19 protein-coding genes and 1 pseudogene are annotated in these 16791 nt (G+C 59.8%); 9 read left to right on the plus strand and 11 right to left on the minus strand.

Annotation, left to right across the window (positions count from 1 at the left end; genetic code table 11):
- Positions 1 to 17 precede the first annotated feature (17 nt).
- Genes AACZ55_RS05140 through pcaD form a run of 5 tightly spaced genes read right to left on the minus strand, consistent with a single transcriptional unit; the run spans position 18 to position 3645 of the window.
- The gene (locus AACZ55_RS05140) at positions 18 to 1079 is read right to left on the minus strand and encodes a 3-carboxy-cis,cis-muconate cycloisomerase (protein ID WP_339643819.1); all 1062 of its coding nucleotides are present in this window, start codon (positions 1077 to 1079) and stop codon (positions 18 to 20) included.
- The gene (gene pcaG, locus AACZ55_RS05145; protein ID WP_339643822.1) at positions 1079 to 1690 is read right to left on the minus strand and encodes a protocatechuate 3,4-dioxygenase subunit alpha; all 612 of its coding nucleotides are present in this window, start codon (positions 1688 to 1690) and stop codon (positions 1079 to 1081) included. Before pcaG ends, AACZ55_RS05140 begins: the two co-directional genes overlap by 1 nt.
- Complete coding sequence (pcaH, locus tag AACZ55_RS05150; RefSeq protein WP_338610358.1) at positions 1690 to 2442, minus strand: protocatechuate 3,4-dioxygenase subunit beta; 753 nt, start codon at positions 2440 to 2442, stop codon at positions 1690 to 1692. Before pcaH ends, pcaG begins: the two co-directional genes overlap by 1 nt.
- Positions 2435 to 2839: a 4-carboxymuconolactone decarboxylase gene (gene pcaC / locus AACZ55_RS05155; protein ID WP_339643825.1), complete on the minus strand. Its 405-nt coding sequence runs from the start codon at positions 2837 to 2839 to the stop codon at positions 2435 to 2437. The genes pcaH and pcaC overlap by 8 nt, the downstream gene beginning before the upstream one ends.
- On the minus strand, positions 2836 to 3645 hold the full coding sequence (pcaD, locus tag AACZ55_RS05160; protein ID WP_339643828.1) for a 3-oxoadipate enol-lactonase: 810 nt from the start codon (positions 3643 to 3645) through the stop codon (positions 2836 to 2838). Before pcaD ends, pcaC begins: the two co-directional genes overlap by 4 nt.
- A gap of 96 nt (positions 3646 to 3741) precedes the next feature.
- Between pcaD and pcaQ the strand changes: the two genes are divergently transcribed.
- Positions 3742 to 4656, plus strand: coding sequence for a pca operon transcription factor PcaQ (gene pcaQ / locus AACZ55_RS05165; RefSeq protein ID WP_338610356.1), 915 nt, complete (start codon positions 3742 to 3744; stop codon positions 4654 to 4656).
- On the opposite strand, the gene AACZ55_RS05170 is transcribed toward pcaQ, so the two are convergent.
- The gene (locus AACZ55_RS05170) at positions 4634 to 5518 is read right to left on the minus strand and encodes a helix-turn-helix domain-containing protein (RefSeq protein ID WP_339643832.1); all 885 of its coding nucleotides are present in this window, start codon (positions 5516 to 5518) and stop codon (positions 4634 to 4636) included. The genes pcaQ and AACZ55_RS05170 overlap by 23 nt on opposite strands.
- A gap of 108 nt (positions 5519 to 5626) precedes the next feature.
- Between AACZ55_RS05170 and pobA the strand changes: the two genes are divergently transcribed.
- The 6 genes from pobA (at position 5627) to AACZ55_RS05200 (ending at position 11695) form a co-directional block, all read left to right on the plus strand.
- Entirely contained in the window at positions 5627 to 6796 is a 1170-nt protein-coding gene (pobA, locus tag AACZ55_RS05175) for a 4-hydroxybenzoate 3-monooxygenase (RefSeq protein WP_339643835.1), read from the plus strand.
- A gap of 113 nt (positions 6797 to 6909) precedes the next feature.
- A complete protein-coding gene (locus AACZ55_RS05180) occupies positions 6910 to 7659 on the plus strand; it encodes a cytochrome c oxidase assembly protein (protein WP_339643838.1) in 750 nt (249 codons plus the stop codon).
- The gene (locus tag AACZ55_RS05185; RefSeq protein ID WP_339643841.1) at positions 7656 to 8159 is read left to right on the plus strand and encodes a CopD family protein; all 504 of its coding nucleotides are present in this window, start codon (positions 7656 to 7658) and stop codon (positions 8157 to 8159) included. Before AACZ55_RS05180 ends, AACZ55_RS05185 begins: the two co-directional genes overlap by 4 nt.
- A complete protein-coding gene (gene coxB / locus AACZ55_RS05190) occupies positions 8156 to 8839 on the plus strand; it encodes a cytochrome c oxidase subunit II (RefSeq protein ID WP_339643844.1) in 684 nt (227 codons plus the stop codon). The genes AACZ55_RS05185 and coxB overlap by 4 nt, the downstream gene beginning before the upstream one ends.
- Positions 8832 to 11354: a cytochrome c oxidase subunit I gene (gene ctaD, locus AACZ55_RS05195; RefSeq protein ID WP_339643847.1), complete on the plus strand. Its 2523-nt coding sequence runs from the start codon at positions 8832 to 8834 to the stop codon at positions 11352 to 11354. The genes coxB and ctaD overlap by 8 nt, the downstream gene beginning before the upstream one ends.
- Positions 11354 to 11695, plus strand: coding sequence for a hypothetical protein (locus AACZ55_RS05200; RefSeq protein WP_338610346.1), 342 nt, complete (start codon positions 11354 to 11356; stop codon positions 11693 to 11695). Before ctaD ends, AACZ55_RS05200 begins: the two co-directional genes overlap by 1 nt.
- Here the strand turns inward: AACZ55_RS05200 and AACZ55_RS05205 are convergent, their stop codons facing one another.
- From AACZ55_RS05205 to AACZ55_RS05220, 4 genes are read right to left on the minus strand one after another with little or no spacing between them, the layout of a single operon-like run.
- The gene (locus AACZ55_RS05205; protein WP_338610344.1) at positions 11696 to 12202 is read right to left on the minus strand and encodes a DUF2231 domain-containing protein; all 507 of its coding nucleotides are present in this window, start codon (positions 12200 to 12202) and stop codon (positions 11696 to 11698) included.
- A gap of 55 nt (positions 12203 to 12257) precedes the next feature.
- On the minus strand, positions 12258 to 13676 hold the full coding sequence (locus AACZ55_RS05210) for a PAS domain S-box protein (protein ID WP_338610342.1): 1419 nt from the start codon (positions 13674 to 13676) through the stop codon (positions 12258 to 12260).
- 18 nt (positions 13677 to 13694) lie between these two features.
- Positions 13695 to 14201: a hypothetical protein gene (locus tag AACZ55_RS05215; RefSeq protein WP_339643852.1), complete on the minus strand. Its 507-nt coding sequence runs from the start codon at positions 14199 to 14201 to the stop codon at positions 13695 to 13697.
- The gene (locus tag AACZ55_RS05220; RefSeq protein ID WP_339643855.1) at positions 14198 to 14557 is read right to left on the minus strand and encodes a response regulator; all 360 of its coding nucleotides are present in this window, start codon (positions 14555 to 14557) and stop codon (positions 14198 to 14200) included. The genes AACZ55_RS05215 and AACZ55_RS05220 overlap by 4 nt, the downstream gene beginning before the upstream one ends.
- 264 nt (positions 14558 to 14821) lie before the next feature.
- Between AACZ55_RS05220 and AACZ55_RS05225 the strand changes: the two genes are divergently transcribed.
- Positions 14822 to 15442, plus strand: a complete 621-nt coding sequence (locus tag AACZ55_RS05225; protein ID WP_339643857.1) for an NAD(P)H-dependent oxidoreductase — start codon at positions 14822 to 14824, stop codon at positions 15440 to 15442.
- A gap of 88 nt (positions 15443 to 15530) precedes the next feature.
- Complete coding sequence (locus AACZ55_RS05230) at positions 15531 to 16199, plus strand: Crp/Fnr family transcriptional regulator (RefSeq protein WP_339643859.1); 669 nt, start codon at positions 15531 to 15533, stop codon at positions 16197 to 16199.
- A 1-nt stretch (position 16200) separates the two neighbouring features.
- Here AACZ55_RS05230 and AACZ55_RS05235 read toward each other — a convergent pair.
- Positions 16201 to 16791 (minus strand): annotated as a pseudogene (locus tag AACZ55_RS05235) (DNA primase small subunit domain-containing protein); the annotation flags it as partial.

Below are 16791 nucleotides of genomic sequence, written 5' to 3' on the forward strand. Positions count from 1 at the left end.
CGAAATTGCGCACACAGTTAGTCCTGCCCGATAGTTTCGACGGATTCGAGCAGGCGGGAAGCAATCAAAAGGCTGCTACCGGTTGCCAGGATCATCTGGGGAAGGACAAGCCATTCCAACGTCCATGCCGCACCGGAGCGTTCCTGCTCGTGAACGAGAGATTGTGCCATCGTGCCTCCGCTCCCCGCGACATAGCGAGCGAGCGTCACGAGCACTTCGGCGGAAACCGGATTTGATTTGTGCGGCATGGCGGAAGAACTGCCGCCGCCGGCCAGAACGACATCGCCCATGGCATTCTGCGCCATTAGCGCAATATCCTGCCCCATCTTGCCCAGGCTGCCTGAGACGAGGCCGAGCCAGCCGGAAAATTCGACAATGCTGTCGCGCTGATTGTGCCAAGGCTTTTCGGTGATGCCGAGACCTAGTCTCTCTGCCAACGCCCTTGTAACGCGCAGGCCATCTTCTCCGAGCTTTTCAAGAATGCCGACGGCGCCGCCATATTGGACGACAAGCAGACGCCCTTCGATCTCTTTAAGCCGCTGACGATGCCGGGCGAGCGGCGCACTCCAGTCGGTAATCCGGTCAGCAACGGTAATCTCGAGCGCATCCTGCATACGCGTCCGGGCCATGAGCTTGCGGCCGCCGAACCGGTCGGAAAGATACGCAAGAGCCTTTTCAACGGCAGCAATGCGGGTGCCAATGATTGCCGTTATCGACTTGAGACGAACAACCAGGCTCGTGTCGACCACGTCCTGACTGGTCGCCCCGAAATGCAGTGATCGGGCAGCCTGGCCACCCAGCGCGCTGCGCATCTGCCTGACCATTTCGGGAGCAACCACGCCGTCCCGTCCCAACCCCGATTTGAGCCCCTCGAAATCTGCTCTGTATCTGGTTTCCAGCCCGGCGATCATCTCCGCATCGGCTTGCGCAATGACCCCGCATTCGGCCTGCGCCGCGGCCAGCGCTATTTCGAAGGCCACCATAGCCTCGACGTCAGCCTGGGCCGAGAGCAGTCCAACCAGTTCGGGATCACCGAACAAGCCGGACAGGATCGGATGATCGAAAGGGGAAAGAGACATCAGACGTCCAGAAAGACCGTTTCGTTTTCACCCTGAAGGTAGATGTCGAAGGTTACGATATTGCCGTCTCGCCGGCCGATCAGGGTTTTATCGCGACCGATCATGCGGGCTTTGGCCAGAACAGGGTCGCTTTGGTTCGCCTGTTCCTCGTCGGAGAAATACATTCGCGTCTGCAGCCCCACATTAATGCCGCGCGCCACGATCCAGAAGGTAATGTGCGGCGCCATGAACCCGCCGCTTGCAAGGGGAACTTGCCCAGGCTTGATGGTGTCGAACGAGAATTCGCCACTGGACCCAGCAGGTTGCCGCCCCCAGCCCGAAAAATTGGGATCAACGCCAGAGCGGTGTTCCATGGGGCTGTTGTAGATGCCGTTGGCATCGGCCTGCCAGATTTCGACGACACAGTCGCCAACCGGATTGCCACCGCCATCGATGACCCGGCCCGTGACCTTGATGCGTTCGCCTTTGACCCCGTCGGACACGACCCTCAGACCAAGGTCTTCCGGGATCACGCCTCCGATATCGTATTCATTGGGAGTCATCCCGATGTGAACGTAAGGGCCAGCCGTCTGGGAGGGCGTTTCCTTGAGGTAATCGAGCGGCTTTGACATCAATTGCCCTCCTTGCGGTTTTCAAAGAAGGTCGAGCGGCGGCCCCGAAGCACGATATCGAAGCGATAGGCACGAAGATCCATGGGGATCGTGTTGTTCATGTCGAGCCGCGCGACCAGCCGGTCGATCGCATCGGGATCGCTGATCGTGTTGACGATGGGGCAAATCTTGATGAGCGGATCGCCCTCGAAATACATCTGGCTGACGAGGCGCTGGGCAAAACCTGTGCCGAACAGCGAGAAATGGATGTGGGCCGGACGCCAGTCATTGACCCCATTGGGCCAGGGATAGGGGCCGGGCTTGATGGTGCGGAACCAGTAATATCCATTGTCATCGGTGATCGTGCGCCCGAAGCCGCCGAAATTGGGATCGAGCGGCGCGCGGTAGCCCTCGCGCTTGTGACGATAGCGCCCGCCCGCATTGGCCTGCCAGAATTCGACGAGTACATTGGGGACGGGTTTGCCGTTCTGGTCAATAACCCGGCCATGAACGACGATGCGCTGGCCGATGGCTTCCTCGCCGGGCTTGGCGTAGTTGATGATCAGGTCGTTATCGTATTCCCCCAGCATGTTGTGGCCGAAAGCCGGGCCGGTTTTTTCGCTCAGCGTGCTGGAAAAGCTGATCAGCGATTGTTTGGGCGCGCGCAGAACCGAGGATTTGTATCCTGGCGCAAAGGCGGGCGGGTGCTGGGAATGGTCCCGTTCCATAAAGGCGCCGGCCTCTGCGCGCGAATTGCTCAAACGGTCACTCATCCTTGTCTCCCTTCATGCGCGCAAGAGCCTGCCGGGCCAGCTTTATCGCATGGTTTGCAGTGGGAACGCCCGCGTAAATTGCAACATGAAGCATGATCTCGCGGATATCGTCCTCTGTTGCACCGGTGCGCACGGTCGCTTCGATATGCATCACCATTTCATCATAGTGACCCAGACCGGCCAGAAGCGCGATGGTGACGATAGAACGCTGGCGCTTGTCCCAATTGTCGCGCGACCAGACATGCCCCCAGGCTGCCTCGGTGATGAGGTCCTGAAACGGGCGCTCGAAGTCGGTCGTGGCTGAGACTCTCTTGTCAACATAGCTTTCGCCAAGCACGCTGCGGCGCGTTGCCATGCCCTGGCTGTGGCGGGCCGTTGGGCCTTTGTTCTGCGTCACTGCGCATGCTCCTTTTTTGTAACCCGTTCGACCAGCGCAGCAATGGCCGCAGCAACCGGTTCGGGCGTTTCGATGCAGGGCAGATGGCCCGCACCCTCTATGATCCGAAAATCGCTATCGGGGATGGTATCGGCAAAACCGCGCACAAGTTCGGGCGGCGTCGCGCCATCCTCCGACCCCACCAGAACCGAGGTGGGAACCGAAATGGATGCCGTGTCCGCGCGCCTGTCAAATCCGGCAATCGCAGCGCAGGTTGCCAGATACCCTTCGACAGGCTGCCGCTCGAACATGGAGCGGGAGACGCTGAAAAGCGGATCGCCCGAGGTTCGGAAGCGCTTGCTGAACCAGCGCTCCATGATGCCATCAGTGACCGACGCCAGCCCGTCGCGGGCGATGGTCTCGATGCGCTGGTTCCAGAAATTGGGCTCACCGATTTTCGCGGCCGTATCACAAAGGACGAGCCCGGACACGAGGTCGGGCCGCTCGAAATAGAGCTGCTGGGCGACCTGACCACCGACCGAAAGCCCGCAGATAACGGCTTTCGATATCGCCAGAGCGTCGAGAAGGCCTGCAAGGTCGCCCGAGTGATCGGCGACCGAATAGGGCGTTTGACCCAATGACGAGAGCCCGTGGCCGCGCTTGTCGTAAACGACAACGCCCAGATCGGCATCAAGCGCAGCAATCACGGCGTCCCAGATGCGGAAGTCGGTGCCAAGGGAATTGATGAACACGATCGTGGCGGCGCCATTTGCGGCCGCGCGCGCGCGATAGTGCAGGACAATGTCGCCGACTTTGATGCAGTCCATGAGGTTCCTCCGACAAGGTCAGATTGGAGCGCGTGATTGGTTTTGTAAAATGAAACTATCGGCGATATAGATAACCTTCAGATTATGGGTTATCAGATGATCGACAGTCGTGTCCGCTTCCGCCATTTGCGCACCTTCATTGAAGTGGTCCGCCAGAATTCCGTGGGACGCGCGGCGCAGGTGCTCTCCGTCAGCCAGCCGGCGGTGACCAAGACCATCCGCGAACTCGAGGAGATTCTCGACAAGAAGCTGTTTGAAAAGGACGGGCGCGGGCTCAGGGTCACGCGCTATGGAGAGGTGTTCTTGCGTCACGCGGGCGCATCCGTGGCTGCCCTCCAGACCGGAATTGACAGTCTGAGCCGGGGCGATGCCGGGCCGCCGGTACGGATCGGTGCTTTGCCAACGGTCTCGGCACGCATAATGCCGAAGGTGATGGAGCGCTTTCTGGCCGAAGGTACCGAGAGCCCGGTCAAGATTGTGACCGGCGAAAACCACGTCCTGCTCGGCCAGTTGCGCACCGGAACGCTTGATCTCGTCGTGGGACGGCTCGCAGCACCCGAACAGATGGCCGGGCTGACGTTCGAATATCTTTATTCCGAACAGGTCCGCTTTGTGGTCCGCTCCGGGCACCCATTGCTCACTCGCGATCAATTCGATTTCGAGCGCATCCGCGACTATACTATTCTTATGCCACCTACGGGTTCGGTCATCCGCCCCTATGTCGACCGATATCTTCTGGCGCACGGCATGGCGGAGCTGCCCCATGCGATAGAAACGGTCTCGGATTCGTTCGGGCATGTCTTTGTGGCGCAGACCGATGCCGTCTGGGTGATTTCCGAAGGCGTTGTGATCCGTGAAATTGCGGCGGCTCGTCTTGAGGCACTGCCCGTCGACACCACCGATACTCAGGGTGCGGTAGGCCTGACGACCCGAGAGGGCTCGCCCTCCAACGCCTCGCTCGAAATCCTGAGCCACACGATACGCGCCGCTACCCGCGAACATGACGGCTGAGACCGTCGCGGATCGCCTGCGGCCCCTGCCCCAGCCGCCGCGACATGAAGCGGCTGAAATAGGCAGGATCGGGATAGCCCAGAACAATCCCGATTTCCTTGATGCTCAAGCTGGAAAACTGGAGATAGCGGCGGGCTTCGAGCAGGATACGCCGCTCGATGATTGTCAGGGCGGAAAGCCCCAGGACCTGCCGGCAGACACGGTTGAGATGCGTGGGCGTGATGCCCAGCCGGGTTGCGTAAAATCCAACCTTGCGCGTGTCCCGGAAATGCCGGTCGACAAGTCCCAGAAACGCGTGGGCATGCCGGTCGGCGGGTCCGCTTCCCGCATCATCGTTTCGCGCGGCAGCAAGATCGAGCCGGTGCGCAGCAACCAGCAGCAGACTCAAGCGCGCCCTTAGCGCTGCGACCTGCCCCGGCGCGCTCCGGTCGGCTTCGGCAATCAACCGTTCGACGGCGTGCTCGATTTCGTCGGTCTCCACGACCCCGGCAACCGGTTTGAGGATACACGGCCTCATCAGCCCGTCCATGGCGGTTCCGATGTCTGCAAGCCCATTTCGGACATCCTGGATATAAAACGTCAGAACAAAGCCATCGACACCCTCAGAAAAGACGAAGCTGTGAACCGTCAGTGGTGGCACGATGACAATCGTGGGAGGCGAAATCTCGAACGTATCGCCATCGAGCATGACCGTAGCGGCACCCCCTCTGAGATAGAGGATCTGATAGAGCTGGTCGTGCCGATGGGGCGATATGCGGAAGCCGTGCAGGCGCGACCGGGAGGTAATGGTCTCCCAGTGCAGCCAGCTTTCGCCGCTGTTCTCGTTTTCGCCGTAGAGCGCATAGGTCGGAATGGCTTCCATGTTGCTATAATCCAACTCTTTGTCGCGCCTGTCCATTGGCAATCACGTGGGCAATCCACACTCTGCGAGCCAATCGGGCAAGAATGCCGTCACTTTGGGAGGAACGTCATGCGCACTCAGGTTGCAATTATCGGTGCCGGGCCGGCAGGTTTGACCCTTGGGCGGCTGCTGGAGACCGCCGGTATCGATGCCGTGATCATCGAACAGCGCAGCGCCGATTATGTGCTCGGGCGAATTCGGGCCGGCGTTCTCGAACAGAGCTCTGTGGACCTGCTGCGCCGGATGGGCGTCAACCAGCGCATGGATGCCGAAGGCATTGTCCACGACGGTGTGGAACTGTCATTTGACGGCGACATGCTGCGTATCGATTTCAACGAATTGATCGGACGCAGGGTCATGGTCTACGGCCAGACCGAGGTCACGCGCGATCTGATGGACGCGCGGATCGCCTCTGGCGCCAAGTCGATCTATGAAGCCAGCGACGTCCAGATCCATGATTTCGCGGGCGAGACACCTCGGGTTAGCTTCACAAAGGATGGGCAAACCCATCAGATCAACTGCGATTTTGTTGCCGGCTGCGACGGCTTTCATGGCGTGTCGCGCGCCAGCGTTCCCGACCAGGCAATATCGGTTTTTGAACGGGTCTATCCCTTCGGCTGGCTCGGTGTGCTGGTCGATCAGCCACCTGTCGCCGAAGAACTGATCTATGCGCACCACGAGCGAGGGTTCGCGCTGTGCTCGATGCGCTCTCATTCGCGGTCACGATACTATGTGCAGGTGGGTGCAACAGAGAAGGCGAAGGATTGGTCCGACGAAATGTTCTGGGACGAATTGCGCGCCAGGCTCAATCCCGACATCGCCGAAAGCCTCAAGACAGGCCCCTCGATCGAAAAATCCATAGCGCCGCTGCGCAGCTTTGTGGCTGAGCCGTTGCGCTTCGGACGACTGTTCCTGACTGGCGACGCTGCCCATATCGTGCCTCCAACGGGCGCCAAGGGCCTCAACATGGCGATCCACGACGTGATGGAACTGGCCACCGCGCTCAATGAATTTTATGGCGAACGATCGAAAGCCGGCATCGACGCCTACTCCGGAAAAGTAATTGAAAACACCTGGCGCACCGAGCGTTTTTCATGGTGGATGACCCAACTCCTCCACACATTTCCTGACAGCGGTGATTTCGGCCGCCGCATCCAGCGCGCCGATTTCGATTATCTCGGCGCTTCGCGCATTGCGCAGCAATCGCTGGCTGAAAACTACACCGGTTTCCGCCCATAAGGCCGTTTGCGTTTTAAGTCCAACGGATCATTGAAGGGAACGAATTTTCGCGAGAGGCATTGGAAAATTCATATGGCGCATATTGCGCGCCTCGGTTACGGGGGACCGACTGAATGGACTTTTCCGACGTCTATTGCGGGCCACCGCCGCTCCCGCAGGATTTGTGGTTTCGGTGGTCGTTCGATCCATTTGCGGCTGTGCTGATGATCGCGCTGTTCGGCTCCTGGTTGTTGTGGGGTCGCCGTGACGCGGTGGGCCGCCGCGCCCTGATGGCCGCAATGGCATTGATTTTCGTGGCGTTCTTCTCCCCCCTATGTGATCTGACAACGGCGCTGTTTTCCGCCCGCGTGGCCCACCACGTGATACTTATCGGCGTTATCGCACCGCTTGTTGCAATTGCCCTTCCATGGCGCACCGGTCCCCTATTGCCTATGTCGGCACTGGCCCTTCTCAATGGCCTGACTGTCTGGCTATGGCACGCGCCAAGCGCCTATGAATGGGCGATAATTGGCGCTGGTCCTTACTGGCTGATGCAACTGTCGCTGTTGGCGACGTCATGGTTGCTCTGGCGCGAGGTGCTTTCTCCACTGGCCCGCGTCGGTGCAGCGCTGATTGCACTTGTCGCCTTCATCGCCCAGATGGGCCTGCTGGGCGCGCTTCTGGTATTCACCCCCTTCCCTGTCTATGCACCGCACCTCGCAACAACTGCACCGTTTGGCCTGTCGGCTCTGGCTGACCAGCAACTGGCGGGACTGCTGATGTGGGTGCCGGCCATGGTGCCGTACCTTCTGGTCGGCGTTTGGCTGGTGCTGCGTTTGACAAACGCCTTTGTGGCCCATCGTCCTTCGGGCTCTGCCCGATGATCACCGCATTAAAGCTTGTCCATATCGCGACGATTTCAGTCTGGGCTGCCGGGCTGGTTTGCCTGCCGTTTCTGTTTGCACAACGCAAGGATGTCGCAAAGACAGATGCCTTGGACCGGCTGCATGCCATGGTGCGTTTTTTTTACGTTGTCATCCTGTCTCCCGCGGCATTCGTCGCCGTGGGCAGCGGAACGGGTCTGATTTTTCTACGCTCCACATTTGAGCCCTGGTTCGCCCTCAAGCTGGTCTTCGTGGGGGTGATGGTGATGATCCACATCCTGTCGGGCCTGTTGATCCTGAAACTTTTCGACGAAACCGCGCGCTATTCCACCTTGCGGTTTGTCGTCGTTACGGGAGGCACACTCGCCGTGGTTTCAGCCATCCTTGCCATCGTTTCCGCCAAGCCCGATATCGACGTGTCCCGCCTGACCCCGGACTGGCTGGCTCCCGGCCGCCTCTCGGAAATCGCCGGCAATATGCTGGGGTGGGACTTCCAGTGAACGTGCGGTCGATCCTATCGATGCTGGTCTCGATCCCGGCCCTGGGCGGCTGTGCGGGATCGCTGTCCGCGCTCGATCCCGCCGGTCCTGCCGCGGCGGCCGTTGCTACGCTGTGGTGGGTCATGTTCTGGGCGGCCGTAGTGTTGTTCGTGCTCGTTGGCGGCCTGTTATGGTTTGTATGGAAACGTCCCGGCTTTGGCGCTTCAATGACGCCCATGCGCTGGATCATATGGGGCGGACTTGTCATGCCGGGCATCCTGCTGACCGCGCTGGTTTCCTACGCCCTATTTATCGGCGAGCGGCTTTTGCCGCACGGTCTCGCCCAAACCCCGACGCGCGTGGTTGCGCACGGTGTGCAGTGGCAGTGGCAGTTCTCCTATCCCGACGCGGCAGATGTGAAAGGCACGCCCATCCTTCACATTCCAGCCGGTGAGCCCGTCGATGTGATTGTCACGAGCGGAGATGTCATCCATTCGTTCTGGGTTCCCCGGTTGGCCGGAAAGATCGACGCGATACCGGGCCATGAAAATACGATCCGCATCCAGGCGGATCGTCCCGGAACCTATCGCGGCGTCTGCGCGGAGTTTTGCGGGTCAGGCCATACAGACATGCGGTTCACCATCGAGGCTCATGACCGCGCGGCATTCGACACCCTCATGAGGGAGCTTTCCGATGGCTGACACGTCCCCCGAAAAGCTCTCGCCCATCGGCCTGCACAAGGCTCTTGACCGCGTCTGGAGGACAGGACCGGGCTGGCAGCGGCTTTCAGCGGTCAACCACACAGTGTTGGGCAAGCGCTTTATGCTCACCGCCTTCGCATTCTTTACCATCGGTGGCCTGCTGGCCATGCTGATCCGAGCCCAGTTGGCGACCCCCGACGCGGCTTTTGTCGGACCTGAAATCTACAACCAGCTGTTTTCCATGCACGGCACCGTGATGATGTTTCTCTTTGCCATCCCCATGCTGGAAGGGCTGGCCATCTATCTGCTGCCAAAAATGCTGGGCGCGCGCGACCTCGCCTTCCCGCGCCTGACGGCTTATGGCTATTGGTGCTACCTTTTCGGGGGCACGATCATCGTCGTTTCCATGTTGTTCGGTGTCGCGCCCAACAGCGGCTGGTTCATGTATACCCCGCTCTCCTCGCAACCCTATACGCCGGGAATCAATGCCGATATCTGGCTGCTCGGTGTCACATTCGTAGAAATATCTGCGGTTTCTGCAGCGGTGGAGATCACGGTATCGATCCTCAAGCTGCGGGCGCCCGGCATGTCGCTCGATCGTATGCCACTATTTGCGTGGTACATGCTGGTCACGGCGCTCATGATGGTGTTCGGGTTCCCCCCGCTGATTTTGGGTTCGATCCTGCTCGAACTCGAGCGCGCATTCGATCTCCCCTTTTTCGACCCGACACGGGGCGGCGATGCGCTGCTTTGGCAGCACCTTTTCTGGCTGTTCGGCCATCCGGAAGTCTACATCATCTTTTTGCCTGCCGCGGGCGCCCTTTCGACAATCATTCCGGTTTTCGCCCAACGCCAGATCGTGGGTTATCACGCCATAATCGCCGCAATCGTGGCGCTCGCCTTCCTGTCGTTCGGGCTATGGGTGCACCATATGTTCACGGTGGGCATCCCGCACCTGGCGCTGGCGTTCTTTTCAGTTGCAAGCGCCCTGGTGGCAATACCAACGGCGGTGCAGATCTTCGCCTGGCTGGCGACGCTGGCTCATGGCAAGCCGCGCTTCGACATTCCCATGCTCTATGTCACGGGCTTCTTCCTCGTTTTCGTGATCGGCGGACTGACCGGCGTGATGCTGGCGATGGTGCCTTTCGATCAGCAGGCCCATGACAGCTACTTCGTGGTGGCACATCTTCACTACGTGCTGGTCGGGGGTTTCGTGTTCCCAATGCTGGCCGCCATCTATTATTGGCTGCCGCACATCACCGGCCGCGAAACCGTTCACCGAATCTCGGTGCCGGCATTCTGGCTCATCTTTATCGGGTTCAACCTGACATTTTTCATGATGCACCTGACAGGGCTGATGGGCATGCCGCGGCGCATTTATACCTATCCCTCCAATTTCGGCTGGGACTGGCTCAACCTGCTTTCGAGCGTTGGCGGCTTCATCCTGACCATGGGGTTTGCGCTGTTTGCCGTTGATATGATTCTACAATTCAGGTTTGGACGCGGGTTCCGGCGCAACATCTGGAAGGCCTCAACGCTCGATTGGGCGATGCCCACACGACCCGCGTCATACGCATTCGCATCACTGCCGAGCATCGACACGCGGGCGGACGCCATCGATCCCGATAGACTGGGGCCCCAACTGGCGGCAGGGCAAGGCTATCTCGGATTTGTGCGCCAGGGCCGCATGGAAACGCTCGGTGTGGATATGACGACCGGGCGTCTTGAGCACGTCGTCGTCCTGCCCAATCCGACCTATCTGCCCCTGATATCGGCGGGCCTGACCGGCGTGATGGTGCTGTGTCTGCTGTTCAAGCTTTATCCGGTTGCCGCGGTTTTTGCGCTGGCAACGCTTGTCAGCTTTTTCTTCTGGTCTGCGCGATCAGGCTCAAGGGTCGACGAAGGTCCCATCGATGTCGGACGCGGCGAGAAGGCCCCGCCGGACACCGAGGTCGAGGGGCCCACACAATGGTGGGCAATGGTGTTTGCACTGGCGGCCAACGGCACGCTGTTCGCTTCGCTTGTCTTCGGGGCGCTGTATCTGTGGCTCGTGGCACCCGCCTGGCCCCCGACCGAAATCGTTGCCCCCAATCTTTGGGTGATCGCGGCAGCAGTGCTGCTGACCGCCGGCGCGCTGGTGATGAGGATGACCGACGGGCTGAACCGGGCGGGCAAGGCTTTCATCCCGATGCTGGCGATGACGCTGACCGTGGATATGGCGGTGCTGGGCGTGCTGTCCATGGCGGTCTTCTTGCTTCCGGACCCAACCAGTCATGCGCATGCCGCGACGGTCGCGGCGTTGATCGGCTATGGCTGGCTTCATGCTTTCGGGGGCCTCATGTTCGGGCTCAATGGGCTGCTCAAGGCACGCAACGGCTATGTCTCGCCACGCCGCAGCCTGGACCTTCGCCTCGCAAGGCTATGGCATGACTATACGGCAGTCACTGGCGTCCTCGGCATGGCGCTGGTCCTGCTCATGCCCTCGCTTATCGGTATGCTCGAAGGGGTGAGGTGATGGAAACTACGCCAGTGCCACCAAGGCATATGCTGGTTATCGTAGTCGGGTTTGCTCTTTGGAGCGTTGCCTTTGTGGCCCTCTACGCGGTCAACGCCATAGGATGCGCTTTCGGGTGGCCGACGACTGTCCAGCGCTGGGTAGTGATCGGGCTGGCGCTTATTTGCTCGGGCGCGGCGCTGGGTGTCGCCGCGTGGAGCATAGGCCATTGGCGTCGCGCAGCCAGAGCGGACCGCCCAGCGCCAAGTCTTGCAAAGATCGGGGCGCTGGCGAGTTCGGCGGCCCTCGCCGCCACGGTCTTCGTTTCGGCGCCGAGCCTTTTTGTTTCGATGTGCATATGATTATTCGTCCGGCCCGACGATCATCCCGACGCCGTGGTCAAAGACCAGCTTGCCGCCATGCCAGCCGGCCAGCCCCGTGAAAATTCCGGCCAACACCGAAAGTCCAAGGCCCAGGGGCAACACCGCCTCTGGATCAAAAAGCCGAACGCCCCAGTTCATACCGGCGATGGCGATCAAGGTCATCGCAGCGATCGCATGTGTCCAACTGCCGACGCGGCCCCGAATGCCCCTGACCAAAACGAGTTCAGCCGTTCCAGCAATTCCTGCGGCTATCCCGAACCAGAAGGCAAATCCGGCCGACCACAGGCCCGCGCGAACCCAGAAGTCATCACCCGTCCACCAGTAGAAAATATCGGCGCCCAGCGTCGCAAAGACCAAGGCGATTGGAAAATGGACCATCATGGCGTGAATCGGATGGCCTGCCACTGCGACGGCAGATTTCACATCCTGCGCCATGACATCTGCTATAACCGGGCTGTCCGATGAAGCTGATCTGTCTTCGCTCATCATGCTCCCTTTTGCCGCTACAACAGCTCAATGCTCCCAAGCCGCGCCGGTTCCGCTATTCATCTTGGGGATCAAGAGGAAGGCTGAGAACACAGTGAAGGCCCGCATCCTCCAGAATGAACCGGGTTGAAGCACCAAGCTGATAGGGGATGGCTTCCTCGATCAACTGGCGGCCAAATCCCCGCGGACGGCCCACGTCCGGTTTGCGCGGCGAAAATTTTTCCCGCCATTCGATGACCAGATATCCACCGGCCCCATTGTCGCTATCGTCGCGCCGGAACCATTGAATGACGATCCGGCCCTCGGGATCGGCAAGCGCCCCGTGTCGGGCTGCATTGGTACTCAACTCATGGATGACCAGCGTAAGCGTCTGCAAGCTCCCATCATCGACCAGAACGCGCGGCCCTTCCATTTCTATGCGGGTCCAGTCCTCGGTGACTGCATCGAGTTCCATACGCAACAGGGACTCGACGGTAACGGCCTCACCTTCCGTTCGTGACAACAAACCCTGAACGCGCGACAATGCCCCGAGGCGGTGGTCGAAGGCTGCCTGGAATTCGGAAAGGGAGCCAACCGTGGCGGCCGTTTGCGATGCTATGGACCGAACGACGGCCAGCAGATTGCGGGTCCGGTGTTGCAATTCGCCGACAAGCACTCCCTGCCGCTCCTGCATCTGACGCATGTCGTGGATATCGGATGCTGACCCGACCCATTCCTTGGGGCCGTCCATGGAAAAGCGGATCGGCACGGCGCGCGTCTGGTGCCAGCGATACATCCCGTCCCGCTTGCGGCGAATGCGATGTTCGCCGTAATAGCTTTCACCCTCTTCCCCGGCTTCGTCCCATTTCACCAGCGCTGTTTCGCGATCGTCGGGGTGAATGGCTTCGAGCCACCCATAGCCCTCCGACTCCTCGTCGTTCATACCGGTATAGGCGGTCCACTGCGGACTGGCCCAGGTTCTGCGACCCTCGGTCGTGGACCGGAAGACAAGATGGGGAACCGTTGTGGCCAGCAGGCGGAACCGCTCTTCGCTTTCCATCAGCGCAATTTCATGCTGGCGGCGCAGCGTCATATCCTGGCCGATCTTCAGGAACCCCTTGGGCGCCCCGTCGGCATCCTTGAGGGGCCAGACACTTCCCTCGATATAAACCCGTGACCCCGAGCGGTGCTGGTGCCAGCGGACATCTGGGGCATGCCCTCTCGCAAGCGCGGTTTCAAATTCCTGTCGCGGCGCCCCGCTTTCCCTGTCTTCGGGGGTAAACAGCAAAGCCGCCGGCTTGCCTATGATCTCTTCTGTGGCCCAGCCAAAGACGTTGGCCGCACCGGGCGGCCAGCTATCGACGTTGCCTTCGCTGTCGGTGGTGAATATCGCATAGTCGCGGGCGTTCTCGACAATTAGCCTAAACCTCTCCTCACCGTCCGTGGAGAGCATCTCCCCGCTTCGGCGATGGCTTTTGCCATTGTCGTCAATCATACCGGCCTCCAAGCCGTCTCAAGCGCCGTCCCGCATTGCATCGAACATGAGACGTGCCCATCGGTCCTCAATCGAATCCCGCGCTCGAACGGGTCCGGGCGCGGAGTCAGGTTCGGGGGCAGTTATAGGTGCAGCGGGCTGCTGGGGTCTAAAAGCGGCCACCTTGCGCCTGAGGTGCCCCAAATCCAGCGGCTTGTGGAGCGTATCAACCGATCGGTAGCGCGCGTCGATGCGGTCCTGCTGATATGCCGTGGCAAAGATGATCGGAACACCGCGCGCCATCAGCACGTCAACGAGTTCATAGACCTCCTGTCCGAACAGCTTGATATCGAGAATCGCCCCATCCAGGCGGCGCCTTCCGATGATAAGGCTCGCATAGTGGACGGTGGGCGCAGGTCCCAGAACATTGACCCCATGATTTTTGAGGTCATTGCAGACCTCTCGCGCGAGGACATAGTCGTCCTCCACGACCAGAACGCATTTTCCGGCCATCGCGTCCGAAACGGTGTGTTCCACCGCGCTCATGCAGCCCCCGACTTATCGCTCTCGGCGAATTGCCCCACCAATGCACGCACCAGCCTAACCGGATCGACCGGCTTTTCAAAGCGGGGCACATGGGAAAGATGATCGGGAATCGTCCAATTGTCGTAGCCAGTGGCAAAAACAAAGGGAATCTGGCGTTCCTGAAGGCGGTCGGCCACGGGAAACACATGACGCCCCCGGATATTGATGTCGAGGATGGCGGCGTCTGGAAGGCCAGAACCTTTCAGCGCCACAAGCGCATCATCGATCTGGGAAAACGGGCCGATCACACGCGCGCCCAACTCCACCATGGCCATCTCGATATTGAGGGCGATGAGATACTCATCTTCCACAATCATTATGGCCTTCCCGGACAATATTGGATCCGCGTCCATCGATTCCTCCGCCTCGTCCGTCGCTCCGAGTGCACAAGCAACGACAGCAAACTTCGTTGCACACATTGGACATATTAAGGCGATTGGCCCCGCGCCCAAGTGGAACGCGTTCGCAGCACCACCCGTTAACAGCGAGAATATCCATGCGGTTCCGCACCGGAGGCCGAATTTGTCCAAGCTGACATTAACATGGATCATGTCCCACTCTATGTTAAGTTAAGTTCTCACATGACCACACCACTCAAGGTTCTCGCCCTAAACGGCACACTCAAGACATCCAAAACCGGCCAAACCTCGTCGACCGATCGCATGATCGATCTTTTGATCGAAGGCTTCGCCAGGCATGGAATTACTGTCGAAACCGTCAGGCTGGCCGATCATCAGGTTTTGCCCGGCGTCACCGCCGACGAAGGCGACGGCGATGCCTGGCCGCAAATCCGAGAGAGAATTCTCGCCGCCGACATCGTGGTTGCCGGCACGCCGGTCTGGATGGGGCAGCCTTCCAGCGTCATCAAGCGTGCGCTCGAACGCATGGATGCCTTCATATCTGAAAAAGACAGTGAGGGCCGAATGCCCACATATGGAAAAGTTGCCGCTGTGGCCGTTGTCGGCAATGAGGATGGAGCACATCACGTATCCGCCGAATTGTTTCAGGCGCTCAACGACGTTGGGTTCTCCATTGCGCCCAACGCCGTCTCTTACTGGGTTGGACATGCCATGGGCTCTACGGACTTTCGCGATCTCGGTGAAATCCCCGACACTGTGACGAGCGCAGCCAGAATGGTAGTGGAATCCACGGCTCATCTGGCTGGCCTGCTGGCCGCCAATCCGTATCCGAGCGTGAAATGAGCCCGGGGGATTCCACCGCGTGACCGAACTGTTTGTTGCCCGGCTCGAGAGCCACATGTCACTGGACCCGGCAGACCGTGCCGGCCTCATGGCCCTTCCTGCTCAGCTGCGGCAGTTTTCCGGCAGAAATTCATCCCTTTCCGGCAAACTGACAGAAAATCACGTCCATGTTCTCGAGGACGGTTTTGCCTGCCGCTACCGCGATTTGCCGGACGGACGCAGGCAAATTCTTTCGCTTTTAATCCCAGGGGACATCATTGACTTGCGCCAGTTCGTACTGGGCGGGGCACAGCCGCAGTTGGCCGCCTTGTCTCCACTGTCGATGAGCGCGATTCCAAACACCAACCTCCTCACGCTCTTGGAGACCTCGCCACGCGCAACGCGGGCTCTCTGGAGCACGACACTGGTTGAAGAATCGATTTGCCGCGAATGGCTGGTCAGCATCGGCAAACGCTCGGCGCTTGAAAGGGTCGCCCATCTTCTGTGCGAAATCTACCTCCGGCTCGCAGCCGTCGGACGCATTGAGGGACCGCGCTTTTCGCTGCCGCTGACCCAAAGCGAATTGGCCGATGTATTGGGATTGTCTACAGTGCACGTCAACCGTACGCTTCAGGAACTGCGCAAGTCAGAGCTGATCGCGTTTCAATCGGGAATTGTCGAAATGTTTGATTTCGACGCCTTGGCCAGACTTGGCCTGTTTTCGCCATCCTATCTGCATTTGCGTCGACCGAGCAAGCCAGGCTCGGTCCCGGCCTGAACTATCTGACTGATTTGGGCAATGACTGGCGCAGCTTGCCATAGCTCGGCCAGGCATTGTCCCGCGAACGCTCCACAGCCGCTTCAAGGGAGAACCCGTTAGCGGCGGTCAAGCTTTCAACCTCCTCCCAAGTGACGGGAACGGCAACTGGTGCTCCCTCTCTGGCCCGCGTGGAGTAAGGCGCAATGGCCGTAGATCCACGCTCGTTGCGAAGATAGTCGATAAACAACTTTCCCTTGCGAGCCTTTTTGGACAGTGTCGCCGTAAATCGATCCGGTTCCTCCTCAGCCATCTGTTTTGCGAATTCCGAAGCGAACGCCTTGACGTCCGGCCACTCGGCGCGACGGACAATCGGCGCAATCACATGAATGCCCTTACCGCCGGTCACCATCGCAAAGGTCTTAAGGCCCAGATCGGCTAGCCGGTCGCGAATATCGAGTGCGGCGGATTTGACATCGCCGAAGTCGAGGCCCTCATCGGGATCGATGTCGAACACGATCCTGTCGGGCTTTTCGATTGCGTCGCGCCGCGAGCCCCAGATATGGAATTCCAGCACCCCATCTGCACGCCCGCCAGCAGACCATCGAGCCCG

Source organism: uncultured Pelagibacterium sp., assembly GCF_963972885.1.
Lineage (GTDB): Bacteria > Pseudomonadota > Alphaproteobacteria > Rhizobiales > Devosiaceae > Pelagibacterium > Pelagibacterium nitratireducens.

Coding starts and splice junctions, on each gene's coding strand:
- AACZ55_RS05140 (WP_339643819.1), bottom strand. CDS start 1,079: ATGTCTCTTTCCCCTTTCGATCATCCGATCCTGTCCGGCTTGTTCGGT.
- pcaG (WP_339643822.1), bottom strand. CDS start 1,690: ATGTCAAAGCCGCTCGATTACCTCAAGGAAACGCCCTCCCAGACGGCT.
- pcaH (WP_338610358.1), bottom strand. CDS start 2,442: ATGAGTGACCGTTTGAGCAATTCGCGCGCAGAGGCCGGCGCCTTTATG.
- pcaD (WP_339643828.1), bottom strand. CDS start 3,645: ATGGACTGCATCAAAGTCGGCGACATTGTCCTGCACTATCGCGCGCGC.
- pcaQ (WP_338610356.1), top strand. CDS start 3,742: ATGATCGACAGTCGTGTCCGCTTCCGCCATTTGCGCACCTTCATTGAA.
- AACZ55_RS05170 (WP_339643832.1), bottom strand. CDS start 5,518: ATGGAAGCCATTCCGACCTATGCGCTCTACGGCGAAAACGAGAACAGC.
- pobA (WP_339643835.1), top strand. CDS start 5,627: ATGCGCACTCAGGTTGCAATTATCGGTGCCGGGCCGGCAGGTTTGACC.
- AACZ55_RS05180 (WP_339643838.1), top strand. CDS start 6,910: ATGGACTTTTCCGACGTCTATTGCGGGCCACCGCCGCTCCCGCAGGAT.
- AACZ55_RS05185 (WP_339643841.1), top strand. CDS start 7,656: ATGATCACCGCATTAAAGCTTGTCCATATCGCGACGATTTCAGTCTGG.
- ctaD (WP_339643847.1), top strand. CDS start 8,832: ATGGCTGACACGTCCCCCGAAAAGCTCTCGCCCATCGGCCTGCACAAG.
- AACZ55_RS05200 (WP_338610346.1), top strand. CDS start 11,354: ATGGAAACTACGCCAGTGCCACCAAGGCATATGCTGGTTATCGTAGTC.
- AACZ55_RS05205 (WP_338610344.1), bottom strand. CDS start 12,202: ATGAGCGAAGACAGATCAGCTTCATCGGACAGCCCGGTTATAGCAGAT.
- AACZ55_RS05210 (WP_338610342.1), bottom strand. CDS start 13,676: ATGATTGACGACAATGGCAAAAGCCATCGCCGAAGCGGGGAGATGCTC.
- AACZ55_RS05215 (WP_339643852.1), bottom strand. CDS start 14,201: ATGAGCGCGGTGGAACACACCGTTTCGGACGCGATGGCCGGAAAATGC.
- AACZ55_RS05220 (WP_339643855.1), bottom strand. CDS start 14,557: ATGATTGTGGAAGATGAGTATCTCATCGCCCTCAATATCGAGATGGCC.
- AACZ55_RS05225 (WP_339643857.1), top strand. CDS start 14,822: ATGACCACACCACTCAAGGTTCTCGCCCTAAACGGCACACTCAAGACA.
- AACZ55_RS05230 (WP_339643859.1), top strand. CDS start 15,531: ATGGCCCTTCCTGCTCAGCTGCGGCAGTTTTCCGGCAGAAATTCATCC.